General features: G+C 74.7%; 23 protein-coding genes and 1 pseudogene. 21 read left to right on the top strand and 3 right to left on the bottom strand.

Going from position 1 to position 24,212, the window contains the following annotated elements; all coding sequences use genetic code 11:
* The first annotated feature begins 5 nt into the window (after positions 1 to 5).
* From QSK03_RS01620 to QSK03_RS01600, 5 genes are read left to right on the top strand one after another with little or no spacing between them, the layout of a single operon-like run.
* Entirely contained in the window at positions 6 to 890 is an 885-nt protein-coding gene (locus QSK03_RS01620) for a polysaccharide deacetylase family protein (protein WP_285648203.1), read from the top strand.
* Positions 887 to 2,203, top strand: a complete 1,317-nt coding sequence (locus QSK03_RS01615; protein ID WP_285648202.1) for an MFS transporter — start codon at positions 887 to 889, stop codon at positions 2,201 to 2,203. Before QSK03_RS01620 ends, QSK03_RS01615 begins: the two co-directional genes overlap by 4 nt.
* Positions 2,200 to 2,991: an SDR family NAD(P)-dependent oxidoreductase gene (locus tag QSK03_RS01610; RefSeq protein WP_285648201.1), complete on the top strand. Its 792-nt coding sequence runs from the start codon at positions 2,200 to 2,202 to the stop codon at positions 2,989 to 2,991. Before QSK03_RS01615 ends, QSK03_RS01610 begins: the two co-directional genes overlap by 4 nt.
* The gene (locus QSK03_RS01605) at positions 2,988 to 3,677 is read left to right on the top strand and encodes an SDR family NAD(P)-dependent oxidoreductase (protein WP_285648200.1); all 690 of its coding nucleotides are present in this window, start codon (positions 2,988 to 2,990) and stop codon (positions 3,675 to 3,677) included. The genes QSK03_RS01610 and QSK03_RS01605 overlap by 4 nt, the downstream gene beginning before the upstream one ends.
* A 50-nt stretch (positions 3,678 to 3,727) precedes the next feature.
* Positions 3,728 to 4,120 (top strand): hypothetical protein, encoded by a 393-nt coding sequence (locus QSK03_RS01600; RefSeq protein WP_285648199.1) that lies wholly within the window; start codon positions 3,728 to 3,730, stop codon positions 4,118 to 4,120.
* Positions 4,121 to 4,128: 8 nt separating this feature from the next.
* On the opposite strand, the gene QSK03_RS01595 is transcribed toward QSK03_RS01600, so the two are convergent.
* Positions 4,129 to 5,145 (bottom strand): pentapeptide repeat-containing protein, encoded by a 1,017-nt coding sequence (locus QSK03_RS01595; RefSeq protein WP_285648198.1) that lies wholly within the window; start codon positions 5,143 to 5,145, stop codon positions 4,129 to 4,131.
* Positions 5,146 to 5,381: 236 nt separating this feature from the next.
* Here QSK03_RS01595 and QSK03_RS01590 point away from each other — a divergent pair, with 236 nt between their 5' ends.
* The 12 genes from QSK03_RS01590 to aroB all read left to right on the top strand — a co-directional run bounded on the left by QSK03_RS01590 (position 5,382) and on the right by aroB (position 18,680).
* The gene (locus QSK03_RS01590; RefSeq protein ID WP_285648197.1) at positions 5,382 to 6,785 is read left to right on the top strand and encodes a replication-associated recombination protein A; all 1,404 of its coding nucleotides are present in this window, start codon (positions 5,382 to 5,384) and stop codon (positions 6,783 to 6,785) included.
* A 233-nt stretch (positions 6,786 to 7,018) separates the two neighbouring features.
* The gene (locus tag QSK03_RS01585) at positions 7,019 to 7,777 is read left to right on the top strand and encodes a hypothetical protein (protein ID WP_285648196.1); all 759 of its coding nucleotides are present in this window, start codon (positions 7,019 to 7,021) and stop codon (positions 7,775 to 7,777) included.
* A 178-nt stretch (positions 7,778 to 7,955) separates the two neighbouring features.
* Positions 7,956 to 8,354 (top strand): DUF948 domain-containing protein, encoded by a 399-nt coding sequence (locus QSK03_RS01580; RefSeq protein WP_285648195.1) that lies wholly within the window; start codon positions 7,956 to 7,958, stop codon positions 8,352 to 8,354.
* Complete coding sequence (locus tag QSK03_RS01575) at positions 8,351 to 8,653, top strand: hypothetical protein (RefSeq protein ID WP_285648194.1); 303 nt, start codon at positions 8,351 to 8,353, stop codon at positions 8,651 to 8,653. The genes QSK03_RS01580 and QSK03_RS01575 overlap by 4 nt, the downstream gene beginning before the upstream one ends.
* 66 nt (positions 8,654 to 8,719) lie before the next feature.
* Positions 8,720 to 11,389, top strand: a complete 2,670-nt coding sequence (gene alaS / locus QSK03_RS01570; protein WP_285648193.1) for an alanine--tRNA ligase — start codon at positions 8,720 to 8,722, stop codon at positions 11,387 to 11,389.
* Positions 11,379 to 11,849, top strand: coding sequence for a Holliday junction resolvase RuvX (ruvX, locus tag QSK03_RS01565; protein ID WP_285648581.1), 471 nt, complete (start codon positions 11,379 to 11,381; stop codon positions 11,847 to 11,849). The genes alaS and ruvX overlap by 11 nt, the downstream gene beginning before the upstream one ends.
* 245 nt (positions 11,850 to 12,094) lie before the next feature.
* The gene (locus QSK03_RS01560) at positions 12,095 to 13,774 is read left to right on the top strand and encodes an endolytic transglycosylase MltG (protein ID WP_285648192.1); all 1,680 of its coding nucleotides are present in this window, start codon (positions 12,095 to 12,097) and stop codon (positions 13,772 to 13,774) included.
* A 2-nt stretch (positions 13,775 to 13,776) separates the two neighbouring features.
* The gene (locus tag QSK03_RS01555; RefSeq protein ID WP_285648191.1) at positions 13,777 to 14,637 is read left to right on the top strand and encodes a shikimate dehydrogenase; all 861 of its coding nucleotides are present in this window, start codon (positions 13,777 to 13,779) and stop codon (positions 14,635 to 14,637) included.
* A gap of 586 nt (positions 14,638 to 15,223) precedes the next feature.
* Positions 15,224 to 15,853 (top strand): prepilin peptidase, encoded by a 630-nt coding sequence (locus tag QSK03_RS01550; RefSeq protein WP_285648580.1) that lies wholly within the window; start codon positions 15,224 to 15,226, stop codon positions 15,851 to 15,853.
* Positions 15,854 to 15,881: 28 nt separating this feature from the next.
* Entirely contained in the window at positions 15,882 to 17,078 is a 1,197-nt protein-coding gene (gene aroC / locus QSK03_RS01545) for a chorismate synthase (protein WP_285648579.1), read from the top strand.
* Entirely contained in the window at positions 17,075 to 17,605 is a 531-nt protein-coding gene (locus QSK03_RS01540; RefSeq protein WP_285648190.1) for a shikimate kinase, read from the top strand. The genes aroC and QSK03_RS01540 overlap by 4 nt, the downstream gene beginning before the upstream one ends.
* Positions 17,592 to 18,680, top strand: coding sequence for a 3-dehydroquinate synthase (aroB, locus tag QSK03_RS01535; protein WP_285648189.1), 1,089 nt, complete (start codon positions 17,592 to 17,594; stop codon positions 18,678 to 18,680). The genes QSK03_RS01540 and aroB overlap by 14 nt, the downstream gene beginning before the upstream one ends.
* A gap of 728 nt (positions 18,681 to 19,408) precedes the next feature.
* Here the strand turns inward: aroB and QSK03_RS01530 are convergent.
* On the bottom strand, positions 19,409 to 20,386 hold the full coding sequence (locus tag QSK03_RS01530; protein WP_285648188.1) for a hypothetical protein: 978 nt from the start codon (positions 20,384 to 20,386) through the stop codon (positions 19,409 to 19,411).
* 40 nt (positions 20,387 to 20,426) lie between these two features.
* Between QSK03_RS01530 and QSK03_RS01525 the strand changes: the two genes are divergently transcribed.
* The 3 genes and pseudogenes from QSK03_RS01525 to nusB all read left to right on the top strand — a co-directional run.
* Complete coding sequence (locus QSK03_RS01525; RefSeq protein ID WP_285648187.1) at positions 20,427 to 21,557, top strand: M24 family metallopeptidase; 1,131 nt, start codon at positions 20,427 to 20,429, stop codon at positions 21,555 to 21,557.
* Positions 21,558 to 21,582: 25 nt separating this feature from the next.
* A complete protein-coding gene (gene efp / locus QSK03_RS01520; RefSeq protein ID WP_285648186.1) occupies positions 21,583 to 22,146 on the top strand; it encodes an elongation factor P in 564 nt (187 codons plus the stop codon).
* Position 22,147: 1 nt separating this feature from the next.
* Positions 22,148 to 22,603, top strand: a pseudogene (gene nusB / locus QSK03_RS01515) (transcription antitermination factor NusB); the annotation flags it as partial.
* 187 nt (positions 22,604 to 22,790) lie between these two features.
* Here nusB and bldD read toward each other — a convergent pair.
* Complete coding sequence (bldD, locus tag QSK03_RS01510; protein WP_285648184.1) at positions 22,791 to 23,285, bottom strand: transcriptional regulator BldD; 495 nt, start codon at positions 23,283 to 23,285, stop codon at positions 22,791 to 22,793.
* Between the two features lie 315 nt (positions 23,286 to 23,600).
* Here bldD and pyrR point away from each other — a divergent pair, with 315 nt between their 5' ends.
* Positions 23,601 to 24,185, top strand: coding sequence for a bifunctional pyr operon transcriptional regulator/uracil phosphoribosyltransferase PyrR (gene pyrR / locus QSK03_RS01505; RefSeq protein WP_285648183.1), 585 nt, complete (start codon positions 23,601 to 23,603; stop codon positions 24,183 to 24,185).
* Positions 24,186 to 24,212: the final 27 nt, after the last annotated feature.

Here is a 24,212-nt window from a genome sequence, read left to right as displayed (position 1 = left end):
CCCGCATGCCCAAGGACATCCTCGTCGCCCTCGGGACCGACGTCGACGCCGTCGGCGGCTGGCTCGGCTCGTACGGCGGGCAGGACTCGCCCGACGACATCTCGCGCGGCGTGTTCGCCGGCGAGGTCGGCGTGCCCCGCCTGCTCGAGCTCCAGCGCCGCTTCGGCCTGCGCCAGACCTGGTTCTGGCCCGGCCACTCGATCGAGACGTTCCCCGACGAGTTCGACGCCTGCGTCGCCGCCGGCCACGAGATCGGCGTCCACGGCTACAGCCACGAGAACCCGATCGCCATGAGCCGCCAGCAGGAGGAGACGATCCTCGACTACTGCGTCGAGCTCATCGAGCGCCGCAGCGGGCGCCGGCCCACCGGCTACGTCGCGCCGTGGTGGGAGTTCAGCCCGGTCACCAACGAGATCCTGCTCGACCGCGGCATCCGCTACGACCACTCGCTCATGCATCGCGACGTCACGCCCTACTACGTGCGGGTCGGCGACTCCTGGACCCCGATCGACTACGACCAGCCCGCCGAGACGTGGATGAAGCCCCTCGTGCGCGGCCACGAGACCGACCTCGTCGAGATCCCCGCGAACTGGTACCTCGACGACCTGCCGCCGATGATGTTCATCAAGACCAGCCCGAACAGCCACGGCTTCGTGACCCCGCGCGACATCGAGTCGATGTGGCGCGACCAGTTCGACTGGACCTACCGCGAGTGCGACTACGCGGCCTTCACGATGACCATCCACCCCGACGTCTCGGGCCGCCCGCAGGTGCTGCTCGCGCTGGAACGGCTCATCGAGCACATCAACGGCCACGACGGCGTGCGCTGGGCGACCTTCGACGAGATCGCGCAGGACTTCCAGGCCCGGTACCCCCGGAGCGGCTCGTGAGCGCCCCGTGGGAGCGGCCCGTCACCGGCCGCACGATCGCGTTCGTGTCGGCGGTGTGCTTCGCCGCCTGGGTGTTCTCGGTGTACGACTTCACCCTGTTCGGGACCCTGCTGCCGGTCATCGCCGAGGACTTCGGCTGGAGCACCGCGTTCTCGACTGCGGTCAACACCTGGGTCTCGGTCGGCGTCTTCGTGGTCTCGCTGGTGGTCGGGACGCTGCTCGACCGCCAGGGCCGCCGCCGGGCGCTGATCATCACGGTGCTCGGCGCCGCGCTGAGCAGCGGGCTCACGGGCCTCGCGGTCGGCGCGGTCTCGCTGGTGCTCATCCGGTCGCTGTCGGGCTTCGGGTTCTCCGAGGAGGTCGTCAACGCGGTCTACCTCAACGAGATGTACGCGAAGGCCAAGCGGCGCGGGTTCCTCTACAGCCTCGTGCAGTCCGGCTGGCCGATCGGGGCGCTGGTCGCGGCCGGGCTCACCGCGATCCTGCTGCCGCTGCTGGGGTGGCGCTGGACGTTCGTCGTCGCCATGGTGCCGGCGATCCTGGTCGCGGTCGTCGCCTCGCGGCTCCCGGAGTCGCCGGCGTTCCTGGCGCTGAAGGAGGTCCGGCGCCGCCGCGAGGCCGGCGACGAGACCGGCGCGGGCGAGCTCGCCCGGTCCCAGGGCCTCGACGAGGGCGCGACACACGCCGGGGTCCGCGACGTGTTCACGCCGGCGCTGCGCCGGCACACGATCTGCCTCGCCGCGGCGTGGCTGTTCAACTGGATGGCGATCCAGGTCTTCTCGGTGCTCGGCACGACGGTGCTCACCGACGCCAAGGGCATCAGCTTCGACAACTCCCTGCTGATCCTCGTGCTCGCCAACGCCGTCGGCTTCTGCGGCTACCTCGTGCACGGCGCGATCGGCGACCGCCTCGGGCGTCGCCGCACGATCATCGGCGGCTGGCTGCTCGGCGGCCTCGTCAGCCTCGTGATGCTCTTCGGCCCGTCCTCGGCGGGCTTCGTGATCGTCACCTATGCGCTCACGCTGTTCTTCCTCACCGGCCCCTACGCGGCGCTGCTGTTCTACATGGGCGAGTCGTTCCCGGCCGAGGTGCGCGGGGTCGGCACCAACGTCGCGCACGTCATGGGCCCGGTCGGCGGCATCGCCGGCTCCGGGGTGCTCAGCGCGCTGCTCGCCGCGGGCATGACCGCCGGACCGGCCGCGGCGATCGCGGGCTCGGCGTTCCTGCTGCTCTCGGCGGTGGTCATGCTCGGGACGCGCCACGTGCCCGCGCCGGTGGCGGCGCCGGTCGCGCCGGTCGGGGGCGCGGCGTGAGCCCCGCCCGCGACGACGGCCTGGAAGGGCGCGTCGCCCTGGTGACGGGCGGCGCGAGCGGCATCGGGCGGGCCCTGGCCGTGGCCTACGCCCGCGCCGGCGCGCACACCGTCGCCGGCAGCTTCCCCGGTGACCCGCACAACGTGGGCGAGACCGTGGCGGCGGTCGAGGCCGTCGGCACCGGGGCCCGCTGCGTGCCGGTGGACGTCGACGTCGCCGACACCGCCCAGGTCGACGCGCTCGCCCGGCGGGCGGTCACCGAGTTCGGCCGCCTCGACATCGCCGTGGCCGCGGCGGGCATCCTGCGGGTCTCGCCGCTCGCCGAGCTCGACGACGCGTCGTGGAACACAATGCTCGAGGTGGACCTGACCGGGGTCATGCGGACCTTCCGGGCGGCCGCCGCGGTGATGGACGGGCCGGGGGCGTTCGTGGCGACCTCCTCGATCTCGGGCGGCGTCTACGGCTGGGACGACCACGCGCACTACGCCGCGGCGAAGGCCGGGGTGCTCGGCCTGTGCCGGTCGCTCGCCGTCGAGCTCGCCGGGCGCGGCATCCGGGTCAACGCCGTGATCCCCGGGCTCGTGGAGAGCCCCCAGTCGCTGGACCCCGTCAACTCGCTGGGCCCGGACGGGCTCGCCGCGGCGTCGCGGGTCATCCCGGCGGGCCGGCCCGGCACCGTCGACGAGGCGGCGCGGGCGATCCGCTTCCTCACCTCGGACGACGCCGCCTACGTCACCGGCGCCCAGCTGGTGGTCGACGGCGGGCTCACCGTGGGCTGGCCGGCGTGACGGGGCGCCTCGCCGGGCGTACCGCCCTGGTCACCGGGGCGGCGAGCGGCATCGGGGCGGCGACCGCGGCGGCGTTCACGGCCGAGGGCGCGACGGTGGTGGGCGTCGACCGCGCCGAGGTGGACGTCGCCGACGCGGCGTCGGTCGAGGCGCTGGCGACGTCCGTCCTCGCCGACCACCCGGTGGTCGACGTCGTCGTCAACGCCGCCGGCATCCTCGACGAGACGCCCTTCCTCGAGATGGACCCGGCGACCTTCGACCGCACCGTCGCGGTCGACCTGCGCGGGGTGTTCCTCGTGAGCCGGGCGTTCGCCCCGGCCATGGTCGCGCGCGGCGACGGGCGCATCGTCAACATCGCCTCCCAGCTGGGGCTCAAGGGCGGCGAGGGCCTCGCGCACTACTGCGCCGCCAAGGCCGGCGTGCTGGGGCTGACCAAGGCGATGGCCCGCGAGCTCGCGCCGCACGGCGTGCTGGTCAACGCCGTCGCCCCGGGCCCGATCGAGACGCCGATGGTGGCCGGGCTCTCCGACGCGTGGAAGGCCGCGAAGCGCGCGGAGCTGCCCCTGGGCCGGTTCGGGGCCGCGGACGAGGTGGCGCCCACGATCGTCATGCTCGCCGCGAGCCCCGACGGCGACCTCTACGTCGGGCAGACGCTCGGTCCGAACTCCGGGGACGTGATGCCCTGATGTGCGGGGCGTGCGGCTCGGGGCGGGTGCGGGCGCCCTGGGAGGACCTCGTGGGCGCCCCCGGACCGCGCGGTCCCGCCCGTCGTGCGGCGGCACTGACCCGCCTGCTCGCGCCGTGGCGCTGGACGGTCGCGGCGTGGGCGGGCGGCTACACGGTGACCGGACCGACCGGTGCCCTCGCGCCCGCGGGCTCGCTCGACGAGGTCGTGGAGCGGGCGTGGGCGGCGCGGCCGCAGTGCCTGCGGGAGAGGTGGGAGGACACCGCGCCAGCGCAGGAGCTCGGGTTGGCGGACGCAGTTGTTCGGGCCTCAGTAGCGGCGCTGTACCGAGAGCACTTGGTCCTGACCGGGCCGGAGCCCCACGGGCGGCGGTCGCTCGTCGTCCACGGCGACGTCTCCGTCGACGTCGTGCCGCGACCGGGTACGGGGTGGACCCTGGACTGAGACGTAGCTCAGTTCGCGACGATGATTTCGGCTCGTTGCTGGGCGGTGAGGGACTGCGCCGCAGCCTGGGCCGGGGTGAGCACAGTGTTGTGAAGAACGGCAGCGCGCGAGAGGTCGACCCCGCCGATGTCGGCGGTACGGAGATCGACGCCGGAGAGATCGGCACCGGAGAGATCGGCAGGTCCCAGCTGCCAGCACGCGAACGGCGGGTTGGGGCAATACGCCCCCCGACGTCCCGTGTCCGTCGCGCCGAGTCTCGCGCCGGCGAGGTTCGCCTGGGAGAGATCCGCGCCAGACAGGTCGACCCCGGCCAGCCAGGCTCGTGAGAGGTCGGAGCCAGCCAGGGTCGCGTGGGCCAGATTCGCGGCGCGCAGGTCGGCCCCAGAGAAGCGGGAGCCGTCGAGCGTCGCGGAGATCAAGCTCAGCGAAATCCCGACGATGCCGGAGAAGTCGGCGTTCTGCAGGCGAGCGCCACGAAGCGACGTGCCAGCCATGTCCGCGTTGACGAACAGGGCCCGTTGCCCTCCGAGGTCGAGGTTGCGCAAGCAGGTCCCTCCGAGCACGACCCGCCCCGGTAGGTGGTCGGCGAAGATGTCGCGACTACCCAGGGCTGCCATCGCCGCCACGACCTCGGGATAGGGCGCGGAGTTGTCGGGACGACCAGGTGGCATGGGGCAGTCGTCGGGCGTGGGAAGCCAGTAAGAGTTCTGATCTTGCGCACCGCTGCGACCGTGGTTGCGGCCCGACATCCCGTGCGTCGTGATGTATGTCGACAGGACGGTGATGACGACTCGCTGACGTGTCGGGTCGGAAGCCATCACCTGCTGGAGACCGATGACCCCGCCGACGTGCTGCGCCTCGGCCGCGGTGTCGTGTCCATCATCCGAGGACGGCGACACGTCGTTGCTGGGGGTCGCGAACCCGTCGCTGCGTTCCACGAGCGCCTCGAGCGCCGCAGTGAACGATGCACCGACCTGTGCGTCTTTCGCAGTCGCACCCTGTTGTGCCGCGAGGACCAGCGCCACGAACGCCGCGATGCCCGCGAGGGCTGTACCCACCTGCGCCGCGAGTCCGATGCCCTCGACGGCCTTCCGGCGCGTCTCCCCGCCTGTCGACGCTCGGGTTGACGACTCTCCATCTTCCGCCACGAAGCATTCCCCCCGGATGGACCAGACCGCTCGGGCATCGCGGGAACATGGGCCCGCGTTAGCGGGTCGCCGCCGCGAGGTGAGCTGTCGGGGGCGTCAGTACCGTTCGGGGCATGAGCGAGGAGGGGCTGTTCGACGTCGAGGTGCCGGAGGCCCCCGCCCCGGGCCCCGATCCCGACCGCCCCGTCACGCGCGGGGTCGTCGAGGACCGGCCCGCCCCGACCAGCGGGGTGGCGGCGCCCCTGGCGGTCCGGATGCGCCCGGCGAGCCTCGACGAGGTCGTCGGCCAGGACCACCTGCTCGCGCCCGGGGCGCCGCTGCGGCGTCTCGTGGAGGGGGCCGCGCCGGCCTCGGTGCTCCTGCACGGCCCGCCCGGCACCGGCAAGACCACGCTCGCGCGCCTCATCTCCCAGGCCACCGGACGGGCGTTCGAGGCCCTGAGCGCCCTCAACGCCGGGGTGAAGGAGGTGCGCGGGGTCATCGAGGTCGCCCGGCGGCGCCTCGCGGCCAGCGAGCCCCGGCGCACGGTGCTGTTCATCGACGAGATCCACCGGTTCTCGCGGACCCAGCAGGACGCGCTGCTCGCCGCGGTGGAGGACCGCGTCGTCCTGCTGGTCGGCGCCACCACCGAGAACCCGTCGTTCTCCGTCGTGGCGCCCCTGCTGTCGCGGTCGCTGGTGCTCGGCCTGCACGCCCTCGACGACGAGGCGGTCGGCACGCTGCTCGACCGTGCCGTGGCCGACCCGCGCGGGCTCGGGGGCGCGGTGACGCTGCACCCCGACGCCCGCGCGCACCTCGTCCGGCTGGCCGCGGGCGACGGTCGGCGCTCGCTGACCGCCCTGGAGGCCGCGGCGGACGCGGTGGGCGGGGCGGGGGAGGTGGGCCTCGACGACGTCGAGCGGGTGGTCGACGAGGTCGCCGTCCGCTACGACCGCGCCGGCGACCAGCACTACGACGTCATCTCGGCGTTCATCAAGTCCATCCGCGGCTCCGACCCGGACGCCGCCCTGCACTACCTCGCCCGGATGATCGTCGCGGGGGAGGACCCGCGGTTCATCGCCCGACGCCTCGTCGTGCACGCGAGCGAGGACGTCGGGCTCGCCGACCCCACCGCGCTGCCCGCCGCCGTCGCCGCCGCCCAGGCCGTCCAGCTGATCGGCCTGCCCGAGGCGCGGATCAACCTCGCGCAGGTCACCATCCACCTCGCGACGGCGCCGAAGTCCAACGCGGTCATCACGGCGATCGACGAGGCGATGGGCGACGTCCGCTCGGGCGCCGCCGGGCCGGTGCCCCCGCACCTGCGCGACGGGCACTACGCGGGTGCCGAGGCCCTCGGCAACGCGGTCGGTTACGTCTACCCGCACGGCGAGCGCGCCGGCGTCGTCGCGCAGCAGTACCCGCCCGACGAGCTCGTGGGCCGCGACTACTACCGGCCGCCGGGGCGCGGCGACGAGCGCGAGCGCGCCGAGAGGGTCGCTCGATTGCGCGACGTGGTGCGGGGACGGCACCCGGACTGAGGGGTGCCGCGGGCGCGCCCCCCGGCCGCCCGCGGCACCCGACCAGTGTCGGGGAACGATCACAGCGGGGCCGGTCCGGCGCGTCCTGAGGCCGTCCGGGACACCGGCCGGACGCAGGGGTGCGTCGCGCGCCGCCGTGCCGGACGATCGGTCGGGTGCCGGGTCCGGGGGGGGCGTCAGGGGACCGAGGGGGAGTCATCGACGGCGACGGTGCAGGTCAGCAGGGCGGGGTCGTGGAGGACGGCGACTCCGCGGCGCGGTACTGCGCGGACTTCCGTGACGTCCTGCGCGAGCGGGACGTGTCGTTCCGCCGCGCCGAGGAGCTGTCGGGGTGGGGCAAGTCGACGATCGCCGCCGCCACGCGGGGCCCGGGCCTGCCCAACGCCGATCTCGTCGGCGACGTGCTGGGCGCGATCGGGCTCGCCCCGGAGGACGTCGCACGGTGGCGCGAGCGGCACGTGCGTCTGCGCGAGGTCGCGACCGCCCCGCCCGTCCCCGACCCGGCGCGCGACCCGTCGGTCCCACGTCGCTCGTCCCGCCGCCGGGCCGAGATCGCGGTGTTCGCCGCCCTGGTCGTGCTCGTCGTCGCCCTGGCGGCCGCCCTGGTCGTGGTGCTGGCCGCCCGCCCGGCGCCCCCGGCCCGGACCGTCGTGGTGCAGAACCGGGTCGCCATCGGCGACGGCATGCTCGTCGAGGACCGGACGCCCTCGTACCTCGCCACCCGCCCCGTCGCGCACTGCGCGAACATGCCCGACTGCAAGATCGCCGGGACCGAGGTGTGGAGCGGCGCCACGTTCGTCGCCGTGTGCCAGCTGACCGGCGAGGTCATCACCAACGCCGACCTCACGTCCACGAACATCGGGCGGAACCCGAACGCCGCGGTCTCGGAGGTCTGGCTCGGCGCGCGGGCCCCCGACGGCCGGGTCGGCTACATCTCCGAGGTGTACCTCGCGCCGGCCTACCGTGGCGGTCTCGGACTGCCCGCCTGTTGATCAGTGCTGATCATCGCGGCTGACCCCTCGGCGATCGCCGGGGCCGGAGAGGCGGTCGGGGCCGCACGGTAACCTGCCGCCACCTGCGCCAGGTGTCGTCCCGGATACCTCCCACGGGGGGTGTCGGCGGGCGGCGGTCCGGGGACCTGTATCGCACCCAGCACCCGAGGAGGAGACCGTGTCGGTCGGCCAGATCGCGGCGATCGTCGCCGCGGTGGCGTTCGTGATCCTGGTGGTGCTGCTCGCCATCCCGCTGGTCAAGCTCGGGCGCACGCTCGACGAGGCCACCATCGCCATCCGCAAGGCCCACGAGGGCACCGAGCCGCTGCTCTCGGACGCCAACGTCACGCTGACCTCGGTGAACACCCAGCTCGAGCGGGTCGACGGGGTCACCGCCAGCGCCCAGGCCGTCGCGGCCAACACCAAGGCGCTGAGCACGCTGTTCACCGCCACGCTCGGCGGCCCGCTGGTGAAGGTGGCCGCCCTGTCGTACGGGCTGCGCAAGGCCCAGCAGGCCCGCAAGCTGAAGAACGGGCCGCCGGCGAAGAAGAAGTCGAAGCGGAGTGTGCGCGCATGAGGCGTCTGTTCTGGATCGGCGTCGGCGTGGCCGTGGGCGTCACGGCCACCCGCAAGGTCAACGAGGTGACGCAGAAGGCCACCCCGGCGGGCATCGGCACCAGCCTCGGCGAGGGCCTGCGTGAGCTCGGCGCCGGCCTCGGTTCGTTCGGCGCCGAGGTGCGCGCCGGAATGAACGAACGCTCCGAGGAGCTGTACGCGATGGTGGAGGACACGACCGAGATCCCCGTGCGGCCCGACCCGCCGTCGTCGGCCCGTCACGCGCGAGCGCCCCGGCGGGGAGCCTCGCACGCCCGCTGAGGGCTGGTTCCGAGTCAGGCCCCGCGCTCTGCGCCCCCACCCGTACCTCTTTCCGAGCAGGACACCGTGCAGACCCACGAGATCCGCCGACGCTTCCTCGCCCACTTCGAGAACGCCGGTCACACCCCCGTCCCCAGCGCCTCCCTGATCCTCGACGACCCGACGCTGCTGTTCGTCAACGCCGGGATGGTGCAGTTCAAGCCGTACTTCCTCGGTGACGCCCCGGCGCCGTACCGGACGGCGACGTCGATCCAGAAGTGCGTGCGCACCGGCGACATCGAGAACGTCGGCCACACCACCCGCCACAACACGTTCTTCCAGATGGCGGGCAACTTCTCCTTCGGCGACTACTTCAAGGAAGGCGCGATCCGCCACGCCTGGTCGCTCGTGACCGGGAGCCTCGAGGACGGCGGCTTCGGCTTCGACCCCGAGCGCATCTGGGTCACGGTCTACGAGAACGACGACGAGGCCGAGCGCCTGTGGCAGGAGGTCGCCGGCCTGCCGCCCGAGCGCATCCAGCGCCGCGACGGCCGCGACAACTACTGGGACATGGGCGTGCCCGGTCCCGGCGGCCCGTGCTCGGAGATCTACTACGACCGCGGGCCCGAGTACGGGGTCGAGGGCGGCCCGGTCGCCGACGAGGACCGGTACCTGGAGATCTGGAACCTCGTCTTCATGCAGGACGTCCGCGGCGAGGCCAGCCCGAAGTACGGGGCGGCCCCGGTCGGCGAGCTCCCGCAGAAGAACATCGACACCGGGCTGGGCGTCGAGCGCGTCGCCTTCCTGCTCCAGGGCGTCGACAACGTCTACGAGACCGACCTGCTGCGCCCGGTGATCGACCGGACGCAGGAGCTCACCGGGCGTCGCTACGGCGTCTCGGAGGCCGACGACGTCCGCTTCCGCGTCATCGCCGACCACGTCCGCACCGCCGCCATGATCATCGGCGACGGCGCGACGCCGGGCAACGAGGGCCGCGGCTACGTGCTGCGCCGGCTGCTGCGCCGCGTGATCCGCAACGCCCGGATCCTCGGCTGCACCGACCCGCTGCTCGTCGACCTCGTCGGCGTCGTCCGCGACGCGATGGGCCCGTCGTACCCGGAGCTCTACACCTCCTACGAGCGCATCGCGGCCGCCTGCCGCGCCGAGGAGGAGAGCTTCCTCGCCACGCTCGCCACCGGCTCGAAGATCTTCGACAGCGCCGTGGCCGACACCCGGTCCGGGGGCGGCACGACGATCCCGGGCAGCAGCGCCTTCGCCCTGCACGACACCTACGGCTTCCCCATCGACCTCACGCTGGAGATGGCCGCCGAGCAGGGCCTCGACGTCGACGAGGGCGCCTTCCGCTCGCTGATGGAGGAGCAGCGCACCCGGGCCAAGGCCGACGCCGCCGCCCGCAAGACCGGCGGGGGCGACACCCACGCCTACCGCGAGATCCTCGAGCGCTCCGGGCTCACGGAGTTCCTGGGCTACGAGCTGCTCCACGCCGACGCCACGATCGTCGGGCTGATCGTGGGCAGCGAGCCCGTGTTCGCCGCCGGCGAGGGCAGCGAGGTCGAGGTGATCCTCGACCGCACCCCGTTCTACGCCGAGGGCGGCGGCCAGCAGGCCGACACCGGGCGCATCGTCGGCGACGGCTTCGTCATCGCCGTCGAGGACGTCCAGACCCCGGTGCCCGGGCTCGAGGTGCACCGCGGCCGCGTGGTGTCCGGCGAGGCCCTCCGGGACGCCACGGTGCACCCCGAGGTCGACATCGAGCGTCGGCACGCCATCTCGCGCTCGCACACCGCGACCCACCTCGTCCACGCCGGCATGCGCCGGGCCCTGGGCGACGCCGCCGCCCAGGCCGGGTCGCTCAACGCCCCCGGCCGGCTGCGGTTCGACTTCACCTCGCCGGGCGGGGCCGTCCCGGCCTCGGTGCTCACCGACGTCGAGGACGAGGTCAACGCGGTGCTGCTCGGCGACGACGAGGTGCGCCCATACGTCACGTCGATGGACGAGGCCCGCAAGCTCGGGGCCATCGCGCTGTTCGGCGAGCGCTACGGCGACAACGTCCGCATCGTCGACATCGGCGACTACTCCCGCGAGCTCTGCGGAGGCACGCACGTGGGCCGCACCGGGCAGCTCGGGCTGGTCAAGCTGCTCTCCGAGGGCTCGGTCGGCTCCGGGGTGCGGCGCGTCGAGGCCCTCGTCGGCCTCGACGCCTTCCGGTTCCTCGCCCGCGAGCACGTCCTGGTCAACCAGCTCGCCGAGCAGTTCCGCGCCCAGCCCGAGGAGCTGCCCGAGCGCATCTCCGGGGTCGTCGACCGGCTGCGCGCCGCGGAGAAGGAGCTCGAGTCCGTGCGGGCCCGCGAGGTGCTCTCCTCGGCCGGCTCGCTCGCCGACGGCGCCGAGGACGTCGGCGGCGTCGCGGTCGTCGCCGCCCGCACGCCCGAGGGCGTCGGCGGGGGAGACCTGCGCTCGCTGGCCCTCGACGTCCGCGGCCGTCTCCAGGACCGCCCGGGGGTCGTGGCCCTGTTCGCCCCCGACGGCGACAAGGTGTCTTTCGTCGTCGCGACCACCGAGGGCGCCCGCGACCGCGGCCTCGCGGCCGGCGACCTCGTGAAGGCCTTCGCCCCCGCGGTCGACGGCCGCGGCGGCGGCAAGCCCGACCTGGCCCAGGGCGGCGGCAGCGGGGTCGCCGGGATCGACGACGCCGTCGCCGCGCTGCGGGCGGAGGTGGCCCGCGCTGGCGGGTGACGCCGGCCGGCGCCTCGGCGTCGACGTCGGCAGCGTGCGGGTGGGGGTGGCCCTGTCGGATCCCGGCGGGGTCCTCGCCACGCCGCTCGTTACCCTCGATCACGATGCAGGGGCCGGTACCGACCTGGACCGGCTCGTGGCGCTCGTCGACGAGCACGAGGTGGTCGAGGTGGTCGTGGGCCTTCCCCGCACGCTCGCCGGCCGGGACGGCCCGGCGGCGCAGACCGCGCAGACCTACGCGGCCGCGCTCGCCGAGTTGCTCGCGTCGCGTGACGTGCCGGTCGTGCTCTCCGATGAGCGCCTGACCACCGTCGCCGCCACCCGCACCCTGTCCGACCGGGGTGTGAAGGGCCGCAAGCAACGCCGCGTGATCGACCAGGCCGCGGCCGTCGGGATCCTCCAGGGCTACCTCGACGCCCGCCGTGCCCGCCGCGACCCCGATCCCTCGGTGGACTCGTGACCGGACGTCGCGGCGGCCCGGAGGAGGCCTCGTCAGGCGGGTCGGGCGGGTCGTCCAGCCGTGCCAAGCTGGTGCAGATGCAGCCCGTCGTCCGTGGCGGAGGCGCGGGGCGGTCCGCCGGGCCTGCGGCAGCGTCCGGGCCGTCCTCGGTTCCGGGAGCGGCGTCGCCCGCGGGACGGGCCGGGGCGTCGTCGGGGCCGTCCTCGCCCTCGGGACGGGCCGCGTCGACGGGGCCGGCACAGCCGGTGGGGCAGGTCGGGCCGTCCGCCCCGGCGAGGCCGTCGACCCCGGTTCGGTCGCACGGCGCACCGTCCCCGGCGCGGCGGGTCGTCGCCGGGCGCCGTGGGGTCTCGCCGCCGCCCGGCGGCCGCCCGGCCCAGCGCGAGCGTCCGGGCGTCCACCCCGACGCCGAGACCGATCGGCACTACGCGGCCGCCTGGCGGCGCCCCGAGGAACCCGCGGCGGTGGAGACCGATCCCGAGGCCGGAGCCTCCGGCGGTACTGGGTGGTCCGACGGCGACGGACGGGGCGAGCGGGTCGACGAGTCCGGGTGGGGCGAGGCCTCGGCGGCCGACGCGACCGACCGGGACGGCGGGACCGAGCGGGCGGACGGGAGCGAGCGGGCGAACGGGAGCGAGCGAGCCGGCGGGGTCGAGCGGGCGGGCGGGGTCGGGTGGAGCCGCGGGGTCGACGACGCCGAGCCGCCCGGCGGGACCGACGGCGCCGACGCCGGGTGGCTGCTCGGCGACGACCCGCCCGGCGGGGACGCCCGGACCGAGGCCCTGCCCCAGGGACGCCCCCCGCGGCGGCGCCGGTTCCTGTGGCCGGCGGTCGCGGCGGTGCTCGTGCTGGCCCTGGTCGGCGGCGCGTTCCTCGCGCGCGATCTCTGGCCCGTCCTGTTCCCGCCCGACTACGACGGCCCGGGCTCCGGGCGGGTGGTCGTCGAGGTCTCCGAGGGCTCGTCCACCCGCGAGATCGGTGAGGAGCTGGCGACCGCCGACGTCGTCGCCTCGGCCCGCGCCTTCGGCGACGCCGCCGAGGAGAACCCGGACGGGCGCGGCATCCAGCCCGGCTTCTACGAGCTGCGCAAGCAGATGTCGGCGGCCGGGGCGGTCGCGGAGCTGCTCGACCCGGCCAGCCGCGTCGGACGCCTGGAGATCCGCAGCGGGACCCAGCTCGACGACACCGTCGGCGTCGGCGGCGCGGTCGTCCCCGGCGTCCTGTCGCAGATCTCGCGAGCCACCTGCACCGTCGACGACGCGGGCGCCGAGCGCTGCGCCTCCGTCGCGGAGCTGCGCACGGCGATGGCCACCACCGACCCCGCGCAGCTCGGGGTGCCGTCGTGGGCGCTGGACAGCGTGCGCCTCGCCGACCCGAACCGCCGGCTCGAGGGCCTGCTCACCCCCGGGACCTACGACATCGCCCCGGGCACGAACGCGAAGGACGCGCTGACCCAGGTGGTCCGGACCTCGGTGCCGCGCCTCGAGGCGGGCGGGCTGGTGCGCGAGGCCGACGCCCGCGGGGTGAAGCCCTACGACGTGCTCGTCGTCGCCTCCCTGGCCGAGCGCGAGGGCGTCGCGGCGGACTTCGGCAAGGTCGCGCGGGTCATCTACAACCGGCTGGCCGTCCCGATGCGCCTCCAGTTCGACTCGACGGTGAACTATCCCCTCGACCGCCAGACGCTCCTGACCAGCCCCTTCGACCGCGCGCGGCCCGGCCCGTACAACACGTACCTCAACCTCGGGTTGACCCCGACCCCCATCGGCGCCGTGAGCCCCGAGGCGCTGCGTGCCGCGCTGGAGCCCGAGCCGGGCCCGTGGGTGTACTTCGTGAAGTGCCAGACCGACGGGATCTCCTGCTTCGCCGTGACGCCCGCCGAGCACGACGCCAACCGGCGGCTCGCGCAGACGCGGGGGGTCTACTGACGGTGCGGGCCGCCGTCCTGGGCTCGCCGGTCGCCCACTCCCGCTCGCCGGCGCTGCACCGGGCGGCCTACGCGGCGCTCGGGCTCGACGACTGGACCTACGAGGCCGTCGAGTGCACCGCCGAGGAGCTGCCCGCCTACGTGCGCGCCCGGGACGGATCCTGGGCCGGGTTCTCGGTGACGATGCCGGGGAAGCGGGCGGCCCTGGAGATCGCGACCACCGTCAGCCTGCGCGCCCGCCGCGTGGGCGCCGCCAACACCCTCGTGCACCACGGCGACGGCTGGGCGGCCGACTGCACCGACGTCGACGGCGTCGCCGGCGCGCTGCGGGCCGCCGGGGTCCGGGACGTCCCGCCCACCGTGTTCGCCGCCGACGTCGTGGTGCTGGGCAGCGGGGCGACCGCGAGCGCGGCCCTCGGCGGCGTGTACGACGTCGGCTGTGAGGGCGTGACCCTGGTGGTCCGCGACCCGGACCGGGCGGCGGGCACCCTCGACGTCGCGCGCGGCTTCGGCTTCGCCCGCCGGGCCCTGACGTGGGACGACCTGCTGCCGGGCGACCTGTCGTCGGCCAAGGCGCTGATCAACACGACGCCGGCGGGCGCGATCGACCCGGCGGTGGCGGAGCGTCTTGTCGCGGCCCTGCCCACCTGGTCGGTCGTCCTCGACGCCGTCTACCACCCCTGGCCCACGCCCCTGGCCGCCGCGGCCGCCGACCGTGGCCTCACCGTCGCCACCGGCCTCGACATGCTCCTGCACCAGGCGTTCGGGCAGGTCGAACAGTTCACGGGCCTGCCGGCGCCCCGCGAGGCCATGCACGCCGCCCTCGCCGCCACGACCGACGTCACCCTCCTACCCCTGCCCTGACCCCCCGGACGGCCGGGCGGCGTGCGTGGTCCGTGGCCGGCGTGGTTGTCAGCCTGGCGTCCACGCTGACGTCCGACGTCAGAAACCACCCATCTCGAGCGCACGGGTGCGGCGTGTGCGGCGGGGTGGGCGGGTGCGCGGGAACCGCGGGGTCGGCGGGTGCGCCGGAATCGCGAGGTCGCGGGGTCGGCGAGGTCTTCGAGCAATGCGGCTTTGCTGGCGTCTGACGCCAGGATCGCCACAGGCTCGCCGATACGACACGCCGAGTGGGCCCTCCAGGGGCTTCCCAGCGCCCGGGGGAACGGGCGAGGGGCACGGTCGGCATGATCGAGAGGGTTCCCGACCTGCGGAACGTGCCGGTCGCGGCCGACGCGCCGGGAGCCGCCGTGCGAGGGCGGCGTCGCGCATGATCACCGCACGCTGCCGGAGATCCGGGTCGCCCCACGGCGACGGTCGACGCTGCTCGCGGGTGTGGATCGCGCCCGCGTGCTCCGTCCGCCGTCCCCATCCGCCGGATGCGTCCCCAGGGTTCCAGGTTCATCCGTGACGCCGATGCCGACGTCGCCCCACGCTCGTCGGTGTGGCGATGACGGTGCTCCTCGCGGCGGCGGCCGGCGGGGGAGCGGGCGCGCTGACGGGGTGCGGCGTGCGTACCTGGCTCGCGCGGATGCGGCGCGGGGTGCTGGTCCCCGGGCTGCCGTGTGCCGCCGCGCTGGCCGTGCTCTGGGCCGCGTCGTGCGGTGTCGTCGGGGCCGGCGTGGTGTCGGCGCTCTGGCTCCCGGCCTGGTTGGTGCTCGGTGCGCTCGGGGTGGCCGGCAGCGCCACCGACCTCGCTGAGCACCGCTTGCCGGACGCGCTGACCCTGCCCGCGGCGGGGCTCGCCTGCGCGTCCCTCGTCCCGCTCGGCCCGTCGGCGCTGGTCGCCGGCGTGCTCGGGGCGCTGCTGCTCGGCGGGGTGTTCGCGGCGGTGCACCTCGCCGCGCCGCGGGCCCTCGGGGCCGGGGACGTGAAGCTCGCACCGGCCGTGGGCGCGCCGCTGGCCGCGGCGTCGTGGGGTGCGCTCGCGGCCGTCCCGGTGATCGCGGCCGGCGGGGTCCTCGCCCTGCTCGTGGCCTCGTCGCTCACCCGAGACGGCCCCGTTCGCGCCGTGCCCTACGGCCCGCCGCTGCTGCTGGCGGCGTGGTCGGTCCTCACGGTCTCCCTGTCGGGCGGGTGAGCGGTGGCGACGTGGAACGATGGGCGGCGTGTTGCGGTGGTTGACGGCGGGAGAGTCGCACGGTGCGGCGCTCACGGCCCTGCTCGAGGGCATGGTCGCGGGTGTCTCGGTGAGCTCGAAGGAGGTGTCGGCGGAACTCGCGCGGCGCCGCCTCGGCTACGGCCGCGGCGCGCGGATGAGCTTCGAGGCCGACGAGATCGAGATCTCCGGGGGCCTGCGGCACGGTGTGACGCTCGGCAGCCCGGTGGCGATCCGGATCGCCAACTCCGAGTGGCCGAAGTGGGAGACGGTGATGGCGGCCGATCCCGTCGACCCGGCGCTGCTCGACGGCCGCGCCCGCAATGCGCCGCTCACCCGGCCCCGGCCCGGCCATGCCGACCTCGCCGGCATGACGAAGTACGACTTCGACGAGGCCCGCCCGGTGCTCGAGCGCGCGAGCGCCCGCGAGACCGCGGCGAAGGTCGCTCTCGGCGCGGTGGCCAAGGCGTTCCTCGAGCAGGCCCTGGGTGTCGAGGTGCTGTCCCATGTGGTCAGCCTCGGCACAGCCGACGCCACCCCCGAGGCGATCCCGATGCCGGGTGACGGCGAGCGAGTCGACGCGAGCCCGGTGCGCGCGGTCGACGAGGCCTCCACCGCGGCGATGGTGGCCGAGGTCGACGCCGCCAAGGACGACGGCGACACCCTCGGCGGCGTGGTCGAGGTCGTCGCGCACGGGCTGCCCGTCGGCCTCGGCTCGTACGTCCAGGCCGACCGCCGGCTCGACGCCCGCCTCGCCGGGGCGCTCATGGGCATCCAGGCGATGAAGGGTGTGGAGATCGGCGACGGGTTCACCACGGCGCGCCGGCGGGGGTCGGCGGCGCACGACGAGATGCACGTCGCGGCGCGGGGGATCAGCCGGGCGTCCAACCGCGCCGGGGGCATCGAGGGCGGCATGACCAACGGCGAGCCGCTGCGCGCGCGAGTGGCCATGAAGCCGATCTCAACGGTGCCCCGCGCGCTCGCGACCGTCGACACGGCCACCGGCGAGGCCGCGGTCGCCCACCACCAGCGCTCCGACGTGTGCGCCGTCCCGGCGGCCGGTGTCGTCGCCGAGGCGCTGGTGGCCCTGGTGCTCGCGGACGCCGCGCTGGAGAAGTTCGGCGGCGACTCGCTCGGCGAGACCCGCCGCAACGTCGCGACCTACCTCGAGGCGATCGACCCGACCCTGTTGCGGAGCACGGAGTGAGTCCGGTCGCCGTGCTCGTCGGGCCTCCCGGGGCGGGCAAGTCGACGGTCGGCGCTCTCCTCGCCGAGCGGCTCGGGGTGGTGTTCACCGACACCGACACGATCGTCGAGACCACGGCCGGCCGCGCCATCAGCGACATCTTCCTCACCGACGGCGAGCCCGCCTTCCGCACGATGGAGCGCGACGCCGTCGCCGCGGCGCTGAGCGAGCACGACGGGGTGCTCGCCCTCGGCGGCGGCGCCGTGATGACCGAGGCCGTTCGCGACCTGCTCGACGGCCACCCTGTGATCTTCCTCGGGGTCGGACTCGCGGCCGGTGTCCGCCGCGTCGGGCTCTCCACGGCGCGCCCGCTGCTCGCCGGGGTCAACCCGCGCGCGACGTTCTCGTCGCTCCTCCAGGAGCGCCTGCCCGTCTACCGCGCCGTCGCCCGCCACGAGATCGCCACCGACGACCTGGAGCCCGCGGCCGTCGTCGACGCGGTCCTCGCCGCCCTGAGCCCGGAGGCTGCCGACCGTGCCAACGGATAGCTCCACGGGGCAGCGGCTGCACGTCGCCACCGCCTCGCCCTACGACGTCGTCGTCGGCCGCGGGGTCACCGGCGCCGTCGCCGAGACCCTCGCCGGCACCGCGACCGTCGTGATCTGCCACCAGCCCGCGGTCGCCGGCATCGCCACGACCATCCGCGACGCCCTCGACGCCGCGGGCACCCGCACCCACCTGTGGGCGCTGCCCGAGAGCGAGGACGGCAAGGACCTCGCCACCGCGGGGGCGTGCTGGGACGAGTTCGGTCGGCTGGGGCTCACGCGGTCGGACGCGGTCGTCGCCGTCGGAGGCGGTGCCGCCACGGACCTCGCCGGGTTCGTCGCAGCGGGCTGGATGCGCGGGGTGCGGGTGGTGCAGGTCCCTACGACGCTGCTCGCCATGGTCGACGCGGCGGTCGGCGGCAAGACGGGGATCAACACCGCGGCCGGCAAGAACCTCGTCGGCGCGTTCCACGAGCCCACCGCCGTCGTCGCCGACCTGGACGCCCTGCGGACCGTGAGCCGCGCGGAGCTGGCGGCAGGCCTCGCCGAGGTGATCAAGACCGGCTTCATCGCCGACCCGGTGATCCTCGACCTCGTCGAGGCCGACCCCGAGGCCGCGCTCGACCCGGACGGCGACGTCCTCGGTGAGCTCGTCGTCCGGTCGGTGCGCGTCAAGGGCGACGTGGTCGCCGCCGATCTGCGCGAGTCGCACCTGCGCGAGATCCTCAACTACGGGCACACCCTGGGCCACGCCGTCGAGCGCCGCGAGAAGTACCGCTGGCGTCACGGCGAGGCCGTCTCCGTGGGCCTGGTGTTCGCCGCGGAGCTGGCCCGTCGTGTCGGGCGCCTGGACGACGCGACGGCCGACCGCCACGCCGCCGTGCTCCGCTCCGTCGGGTTGCCCACGAGCTATCCCGCCGAGGCGTTCGACGAGCTCGCCGACACCATGCGCCTGGACAAGAAGTCCCGCGGCGCGCTCCTGCGCTTCGTCGTGCTCGACGGCCTCGCGAACCCCGGGCGGCTCGAGGGCCCTGACCCGGCGGACCTCGCCGCCGCCTACGCCGCGCTCGCCGGCTGACCTCCCCCGCGCCCGTCCGCACCGCGCTGCCTGCGTGGACGGACGGAGCGAGGGTCACCCTCGCTCCCCCCGCGCAGCGAGGGACGCCCTCGCTCCCATCGCACAGCGAGGGCGCCGAGCCCCCGACACCGCTCCGCCCGCGAGCATGATCACGGGCGCGTGGTCCACCTGGGCCGACCCGGCGAGGTGCACAGCGCGCTCCTGATCACCACGCGCGGCGCCGCCGCGGCACGCGCGACCCGCGACCGGCACGTTCCGCATCCCGCGGAGCCTGTTGACCATGCGCAACGTGCCGCTCGCCGCGCCCGCCGGCCCGGGCCCCACGCACGCTGAAGGGAGCGAAGGTCACCCTCGCTGCCTCCCGCGCAGCGAGGGACGCCCTCGCTCCCACCGCGGCGCCGAGCACGCCGAGCCCCCCGACACCGCTGCGCCCGCGAGCATGATCACGGGCGCGTGGTCCACCTCGGTGGACTCGGCGAGGTGCACAGCGCGCTCATGATCGCCAGGCGCGGCGCCGCCGCGGCACGCGCGACCCGCGACCGGCACGTTCCGCATCCCGCGGAGCCTGTTGATCATGCGCAACGTGCCGCTCGCCGCGCCCGCCGGCCCGGGCCCCACGCACGCTGAAGGGAGCGAAGGTCACCCTCGCTGCCTCCCACGCAGCGAAGGACGCCCTCGCTCCATCAGGCCCACGCCCACCACCCGCGCGCCGACCGCCCGAATCGGCGTCAGGACTTCGGGCGACGCAGACCGAACTTGCGACGTGGACCCCGCTTCTGCTCCTCCGGTTCCGCGTCCTCGCCACTGACGACCGGCTGCGAACCCGTCGGGTCGAGGCGCCCGCCCGGCATCGGGAAGGACGGCAGGACGGCGACGACCGGGGGGTCGACGGGCTCCGGCACGTCGGAGTCGGTGGGGCGCGGCGCGGAGGCATCCGGCTGCCCGAACGGCGAGGACACGGGAGTGGACGACGTCCCGGACGACGTCTCGGACGGCGCTCCCGCCGCCCGCACCGTCGAGACCCGGCGCTGCTGCGCGAGGCGCGGCGCCTCGGGCATCCGCTCGCGCTCGGCGACCTCGGGGGTCCGGCGGCCGGGGGTGCGGACGCCCGCCACGGACGGTGCCCCCGCGGTCGCCGCGGCCGGGCGCACGCCGGCGCGCGCCGCGGCACGGGCGGCCGCCGCCGCGCGCTCCTCGGCCAGGGGGTCCACGTCGCCGCGGTCGATTGCCGCCTGACGTGCCACGGCCTCGTCGTCGGCGTCGAGGAACGGGTCCTCGGTGCCCTCGCCGTGGCGGCGCATCGACAGCCAGCCGAGACGCGACCCGACGAACACCGCCACCAGGATGAGCAGCGCGACGAACGACGCGCGGCCCACGAGGGCGGTCTGCAGGTCGGCGACGCCGGTCTCGTCGACGAACGCCGCGAGCAGGATCCAGCTCAGCAGGCCGGCCGCCGGCGCCGTGACCAGCGCGGTGATGAACCACGTCCACTCCGGGGGGCGGCGGCCGAGCACGATCTCGGCACCCACCCAGCCGATCACCACGACCGACACCACCAGCAGCAGGACGATGCTCCAGAGCCGCAGCAGGTCGGGCGACCACGAGCGCAGGGCGACGAACAACGCCTCCGCGACGCCGAACACCACGGTGAGCACGAGTGTTCGCAGGACCCAGGGCTGCAGCCGGACCGTCGGGACGGGACGCACCCCGACACCGTACGACCCGCCCTCACCTAGGCTGACGCCCATGCTGACTCCGGGGGTCCCGACCCGTCCGGAGCGTGCCCCCGGCGGTCACGCTCGGCGTCGCGACGCCCTGCGCGCGGCCCTGCGGGAGGCGGGGCTGGACGCGCTGCTCGTCACCGACCTCGTGAACGTCCGCTACCTGTCGGGGTTCACGGGCTCGAACGCCGCGCTGCTCGTCGATGCCGGCGACGACGCCGACCGCGGCGAGGAGCACACGGTGCTCGCCACCGACGGCCGCTACACGACGCAGGCCGCCGCCCAGACGCCCGACCTCCCGGTGCTCGTCGAGCGCGCCTGCGCACCGGCACTGCTGAACGATCGACGAGGACGGATCGGGTTCGACAGCGCCCACGTCACCGTCGACGGGCACGACGCGCTCGTGGCCGCGCTGGAGGACGGGGAGCTCACGCGGGCACCGGGCCTCGTCGAGACGCTGCGGGCGATCAAGGATGCGGGCGAGGTCGACGCCCTGCGCCAGGCCTGCGCCGCCGCGGACGCCGCGCTCGCCGGGCTGATCGCCCACGGGGGCCTGCACGCCGGGCGCACCGAGCGCGAGGTCGCCCGCGACCTCGAGGAGCGCATGCGCGAGGCGGGCGCCGAGGGCCCGTCGTTCGACACGATCGTCGCCGCCGGCGCGCACGCCGCGATCCCGCACCACGAGCCGACCGACGCGCCCCTGGCCGACGGCGACCTGCTGACCATGGACTTCGGCGCGCTCGTCGACGGCTACCACTCGGACATGACGCGCACGGTGGTCGTCGGGACCCCGGCCGGCTGGCAGCGGGACCTGCACGCCCTCGTCGCCGAGGCCGCCGCGGCCGGGCGGTCGGCCCTCGCGCCGGGCACCGCGACACGCGACGTGGACGCCGCCGCCCGCGACGTCATCACCGCGGCGGGGTTCGGCGAGCAGTTCGTGCACGGCCTCGGGCACGGCGTCGGGCTGGTCATCCACGAGGCTCCGGCGGTGTCCGCGACCGCGACCGCTACCCTGGATGCGGGGATGACGGTCACCGTCGAGCCGGGGGTGTACCTGGCCGGGCGGGGCGGGGTCCGGATCGAGGACACGCTCGTCGTCACCGACGACGGTGCCGTGCCCCTCACACAGAGCCCCCGGGACCTCGTGCCCGAGTAGACGACCCGTAGGAGAGAGCGCTCCCGTGGCGACGACGAACGACCTGAAGAACGGCATGGTGCTGCGGATCGACGGCAACCTGTGGTCGGTCACCGAGTTCCAGCACGTCAAGCCGGGCAAGGGCGGCGCCTTCGTCCGCACGACGCTGAAGAACGTCATGACCGGCAAGGTCGTCGACAAGACCTTCAACGCGGGCACCAAGGTCGAGACCGCCAACGTCGACCGCCGCGACATGACCTACCTGTACCGCGACGGCGACGACTTCATCTTCATGGACGCCGCCGACTACGAGCAGGTCCCGGTGAACGCCGCGACCGTGGGCGACCAGTCACGCTTCCTCCTGGAGAACCAGGAGGTCCAGGTCTCCTTCAACGACGGCGTGCCGCTCTACATCGAGCTGCCGGCGTCGGTCGAGCTGGAGATCACCCAGACCGACCCGGGCCTGCAGGGCGACCGCTCGACCGGCGGCACGAAGCCGGCCACGGTCTCGACCGGCGCGGAGATCCAGGTCCCGCTGTTCCTCGAGACCGGCACCAAGGTCAAGGTCGACACCCGTGACGGGCGCTATCTGGGTCGCGTGAGCGGCTGAGGTGTCCGGACCAGCCTCACCCCCCACACCCCGCAAGGGCTCCCGCTCCAAGGCCCGCAAGCGGGCCCTGGACATCCTCTTCGAGTCCGAGGCCCGCGCCGAGGACGCGCAGGAGGTGCTCGCCCGGCGCATCGCGGGCGCCGATGCCCCGCCGGTGTCGGACTTCGCCGCCTCGCTCGTCGAGGGGGTGATCGAGCACCGCGACGAGATCGACGCGGTGATCTCGTCCTACTCGCGCGGCTGGACGATGGCGCGGATGCCGGCGGTCGACCGCATGATCCTGCGCATCGGGGTCTTCGAGATCCGGTACTCCGACGACGTGCCGGACCCGGTCGCCATCGACGAGGCCATCGACCTGGCCCGCGAGCTCTCGACCGACGACTCGCCGCGCTTCGTCAACGGCGTGCTCGCGGGGGTGTCCTCGGGGCAGCCCGGCACGGTGGCGCCGCCGTCGCCGGACCGCGTGGACGTCCCGGCGGGCGTCGAGCTGGCGCCCGCGGACGGGGACGCGCCGGCCGACGACGAGCCCACCGAAGGCTGACGGCGGGGCTGACGGCGGCGCGAACGGGGAGTTCGTGCGCATAGAAGCAGCGAACGTCCACTTGAGCACGCCGATAGGGCGTTCGCTGCGACGACCTCGCCCGCTAGTCCTCCATCGCCCGCGCGACGCGCGCCTCGGGCGGGAGGACGCCCCAGTCGACGAGCTGGTCGGACAGCTCGCCCGGGCTCATGTCGTAGATGATCGCGAGCGAGCGCAGGTCCTCGTTGCGGATGGAGAGGACCTTGCCGTTGTAGTCGCCGCGCTGGCTCTGGATGGCCGCGGCGTAGCGGGCCAGCGGGCCGGCCTTCTCGGCGGGCAGCTGCTGCAGTCGCTCGAGGTTGATCACGATCTTGGCGGCGGGCTCCGAGCCGGAGGGCACGCGGCCCTCGGGGAGCAGCTCGGCCACGGGCACGCCGTAGAAGTCGGCGAGCTCGGCGAGCTTCTGGACGGTCACGGCACGGTCGCCACGTTCGTACGAGCCGACGACGACGGCCTTCCACCGGCCCCCGGACTTCTGCTCGACCCCGTGCAGCGACAGCCCCTGCTGCTGGCGGATGCCCCGGAGCTTCGACCCCAGCGCCTTCGCATAGTCACCCATCTGGCGGACACCCCGTCCTTTCGCGTCGCCCGTGTCGCCCCGCCCGTGCACCCAGCGAAGTCGATACGGAGAGTGATGATGCGCCCCCGGTGCTCACATGGTCAAGCCGGGGATCGTGTGGATCGTCGCCGGTGTGGCTCGTGGCACCTCGTCCGGGCACGGACCACGGGGCGTAGCGCCCGAACGGGCACACCCGGCGGCGAACCGGGTGACACGCCCCAGCGGGCGGGTCCGTCGTCGCTGATAGTGTGCAAGTAGTCCTGACCGACATCCTTTAAGAGCCGTCCGGCGAGGCGGAGAAGGAGGGTCGCCCGCGTGCCGTCACGGCGCCGGGGCGCATCCGGGTCGGGTGACGCGAGTGCCGAGGGTGAGCGCGAGCTCCTCTCGGCGGCCGATCTCGCGCGCACCGTGGCCCGGGTCGCCCACGAGATCATCGAGCGCACCGCCCCCGACGGCGGTACCGATCCCGTCGTCCTGCTGGGTCTGCCGACGCGCGGGACGTACCTCGCCCGCCGGCTCGCCGACCGGATCTCCGAGATCACCGGGGCCCGCGTGCCGGTCGGCACGCTCGATCCCACCCTCTACCGCGACGACCTCCGCCTGCGCCCGACGCGCGCGCTCGCGGAGACCGAGCTGCCCCCGGGCGGCATCGACGAGGCGATCGTCGTGCTGGTCGACGACGTGCTGTTCTCCGGGCGCACCGTCCGCGCGGCCCTCGACGCGCTCCGCGACCACGGCCGCCCCCGCGCGGTGCAGCTCGCCGTCCTCGTCGACCGCGGCCACCGCGAGCTGCCGATCCGCGCGGACTACGTCGGCAAGAACGTGCCGACCAACCGGACCGAGGACGTCGCCGTCCGGCTGGTCGAGGTCGACGGCGAGGACGGGGTGAGCCTGCGATGAGCACCCCGGAGAGCACAGCCCACGACG

Origin of the sequence: Actinomycetospora sp. NBRC 106375, from assembly GCF_030269665.1 — a bacterium.
In the GTDB taxonomy this organism is placed as follows: Bacteria; Actinomycetota; Actinomycetes; order Mycobacteriales; family Pseudonocardiaceae; genus Actinomycetospora.
This window is presented reverse-complemented; position numbering and strand designations above follow the sequence as displayed.